At 51.7% G+C, this 3248-nt stretch carries 4 protein-coding genes; 3 read left to right on the top strand and 1 reads right to left on the bottom strand.

All coding sequences use genetic code 11. The features are described 5' to 3' along the window. The 3 genes from J9892_RS20660 to J9892_RS20650 all read left to right on the top strand — a co-directional run. Positions 1-399 (top strand): hypothetical protein (locus tag J9892_RS20660; RefSeq protein ID WP_210538835.1); only part of this gene is annotated, 399 nt, incomplete at its 5' end. 209 nt (positions 400-608) lie between these two features. After that, complete coding sequence (locus J9892_RS20655) at positions 609-1265, top strand: VWA domain-containing protein (RefSeq protein ID WP_210538833.1); 657 nt, start codon at positions 609-611, stop codon at positions 1263-1265. Between the two features lie 143 nt (positions 1266-1408). Further along, positions 1409-2776, top strand: coding sequence for a toprim domain-containing protein (locus J9892_RS20650; protein WP_210538831.1), 1368 nt, complete (start codon positions 1409-1411; stop codon positions 2774-2776). Positions 2777-3051: 275 nt separating this feature from the next. Here the strand turns inward: J9892_RS20650 and J9892_RS20645 are convergent. Then, positions 3052-3248: hypothetical protein (locus tag J9892_RS20645; protein ID WP_210538829.1), on the bottom strand; the 197-nt coding region annotated here is incomplete at its 5' end.

Below are 3248 nucleotides of genomic sequence, written 5' to 3'. Positions count from 1 at the left end.
CTGATGCAGATGGCCAACCGGATGCTGATGCAGATGGCCAACCGGATGCTGATGCAGATGGCCAACCGGATGCTGATGCAGATGGCCAACCGGATGCTGATGCAGATGGCCAACCGGATGCTGATGCAGATGGCCAGCCGGATGCTGATGCAGATGGTCAACCTAACGCTGATGCAGATGGTCAACCTGACGCTGATGCAGATGGTCAACCTAACGCTGATGCAGATGGCCAGCCGGATGCTGATGCAGATGGTCAACCTGACGCTGATGCAGATGGCCAGCCGGATGCTGATGCAGATGGTCAACCTGACGCTGATGCAGATGGCCAACCGGAAGCGGGGGCTGCTGGCGGGCCGAATGCTGATGACGTTGTTAGGTCAAAGCAAATTCAGGAGTTAGAAGCCTGTCTTGAAGCTGCCGGATCTGGATCCTCCGATGTCGAGGGACGTGACAAAGGAAAAATGCTGGCGTCATTGATCGAAGCGGATTCCCGCTTTCAACTCGACACTCCATTAAGGCCACATTTGGACGCTGTTTACACGAAGATTGGCCGGAGTGTAACACTCCCTAAAGTCCTCGCTGCATCGAGACCAATCACACAAGCTCTTATGGAGCTCGTAGAGACAGAAACCAACTGTGCTCCTGGATTGAGTCGACGAGGGAAGCGCTTTGTCACCTCCCGGTTCAATCGGTTCAAACAAGGTGATTTGCGTGTTTACCGCAGCAAAGCCAGAAACCTTGGCATCGATAGCGCCATCATGGTGTTGCTGGATTTGTCTGGATCAATGAATTGCCAAGAGGTGGTGGCAAAAAATGCCTGCCTGGCTTTGGCTCTTGCAGTTCAACAGATCGATGGGGCTGTAATTGGAATTCAGTCCTTCGGGGATTGGAATGTGGACCTACTGCGTTTTAGGGAGGATCCAGCCACTACAAGCTCTCGTCTCGATCTGATCTGTGCCGGTGGGGGAACACCCATGAGGGAAGGTCTAAGCAACGCATTTTTGGCCCTGATGCCAGAGCAAGCTGAACGCAAGAGTATGATCGTGATCACCGATGGTGAACCAGACGTTGACTGCGTTGATACCTTCAATATGGTTCGACAACATGGCATTGATGTCTTTGGCATCTTTATCGGCCAGTACGCGAACGGGAAAGCTGCTATGGACTACTACTTCAAACCAGGGAACTGGATTGCTGTAGGCGATATCCTCAGCCTTAAACGTGAGCTGTTCAAACTAGCCAAGGGCACTATCTTGGCTGCCTGACATCCCCCCCTCCACGTTGGAGGGGGGACTTTCGAACACTGAGCAATGGACATCCATTGCTGAGTGTTTGCAATGTGCAAGCACCAGCCCGTACCCCCTGTAATCGGGCGAAATGGGGAACACCAACCACATGGAGTAATGACATGCACTATGAAATCGTTGCGGATGATTTGGCCGCATATCTCAATGACAACCGTTTATGGGTCGAAGCGTACAAACACCTAGGCCTATTCGGTGATGCCACCCGAGGTTTCATTCCTGGGAAGAAGGCACCTAAAACCAGTTGCCCAAGACACGGTGGTCGTAGTGGAGAAGCCTTTGGATTAATCCACAGGGGCAAGCTCGACTCAGAAGCAACCGGCGTTGGAGTATGCAACTCTTGTGGGGTTATGTCTGGTTTCTCCATTGTAATGGAGGAAACAAACTGGCCTTTTCCGAAAGTCCTCGAGCAGCTGGCGATCGCCAGTGGTTACATGGATGGGATTACGTCAGGCGTGTTTTCCCCCCCTCCGAAATCGCCTACGCAACTTGCGTGGGAGAAGGAACGAGCGGAGGAAGATGCTCGGCGGGATCAAGCTGTCGCGAATAAAAATGCCCAGCTCTGGGATGAAGCCTGGCCTTTGACCAAGCCGCAAGCTGAGCCAGCCATTCGGTATCTCAGGAACCGGCAAATATTGTCGAAGGTGGCTTCCCTTGGTGGGGAAGTAAGGCTCCACCCTGGTGTGCGATACATCGACATGAATTATGGCCCGTGCATAATCACGCTAGAGCCGCACGGGATGCGTTACTGGTGGCTCGATAAGGACGGCCGTAAAACAACTCAGCCCGCTGGCGTGCGCCAATCTACTCAGAAGGAACTGATTGAAGAGGCTATCGACTTGACTCATCCATCTGCGAAATTGGCTCGTTTGGCAATATCGCAAATGCCCGATCACATCAAGGCGGCAATAGCATCTCATAAGGCGGTTTTTCACAAAGGAGTGGCGTTTAAACTTGATCTTGGGAAGCATCCTTGCATCCTTTGCCGGATCCGAGATCCTTCAGGAAAGCCAGTCAGTCTCCATCAAACCTTCATCACTAACGATGGGCTGAAAGCTCCTGTGCCAAAAGTGAAGAAATTGAGGCCGTCAGTGTCAACAGCCCCAATATCGGGTGGTGCCGTGCAACTTTGCCCACCGACTCCGGTTCTTGCTGTAGCCGAAGGCCTTGAGACACTTCTAAGTGTCGAATCAGCCATAGGTATGCAGGGGTGGGGACTGCTAAATGCAACACTGATGGGAAACTGGATTGTTTGCATGGGAGTAAAACACGTCTACATCTGGGAAGATGCTGACCCGGCCGGAGAAGTGAATGCAGCTAAGCTGGAGAAAAATCTGCTATCTGCTGGCATCAAGGTTACGAGATGCAACCCGAAGCTTATCAGAGCTGAAAGTGACATGGATTGGAACGATATTCTGGTGAATTTCGGACCAGATGTGTTCCCACATAGCGACTGGCTGCAGCACGTTTGAACAAGGGAGAGCTTATGGACCTGAAAAGTCTGATCAATGGCATTCATCCCATTGTACGGTTATCCGTTTCCAACGTCCGCCTATCCCCTGAACTGGGGTATTGGCCAGCTAAATTCGAAAACTTGGAATCATTGCATCAGTGGCTATCGAGTGAAGCGGGTGAGCATTACCGCTACCCGGGAGCTGAAAGTATCAATGTGACCTTACTTGATGTCTTACGACACTGCGATCGCCCTAGTGCGAGAGTAATGGCAATACTTAAGACACAGACCCAACTAGCTTCGTGATGATAGAAGCAAAAAGCCATCACCCTTCAGGGGTGATGGCTTTTTTATGGTTCTTCGCGGGATCTTGGGGAAGTGGAAGTTGACAGACAGGGTGCTGGTAAACTGGCTGTCTCCAAACACACCACCACCATCACCCTGCTGTCGCCGTGCATCATATTGATATTGCCTCCTTCTGGCCAGGTTAT

It is taken from the genome of Aeromonas sp. Prich7-2 (assembly GCF_017939255.1).
In the GTDB taxonomy this organism is placed as follows: domain Bacteria; phylum Pseudomonadota; class Gammaproteobacteria; order Enterobacterales; family Aeromonadaceae; genus Aeromonas; species Aeromonas caviae.
The sequence above is the reverse complement of the archived record's forward strand: the minus strand, read 5'-3'. Positions and strand labels throughout refer to the sequence as shown.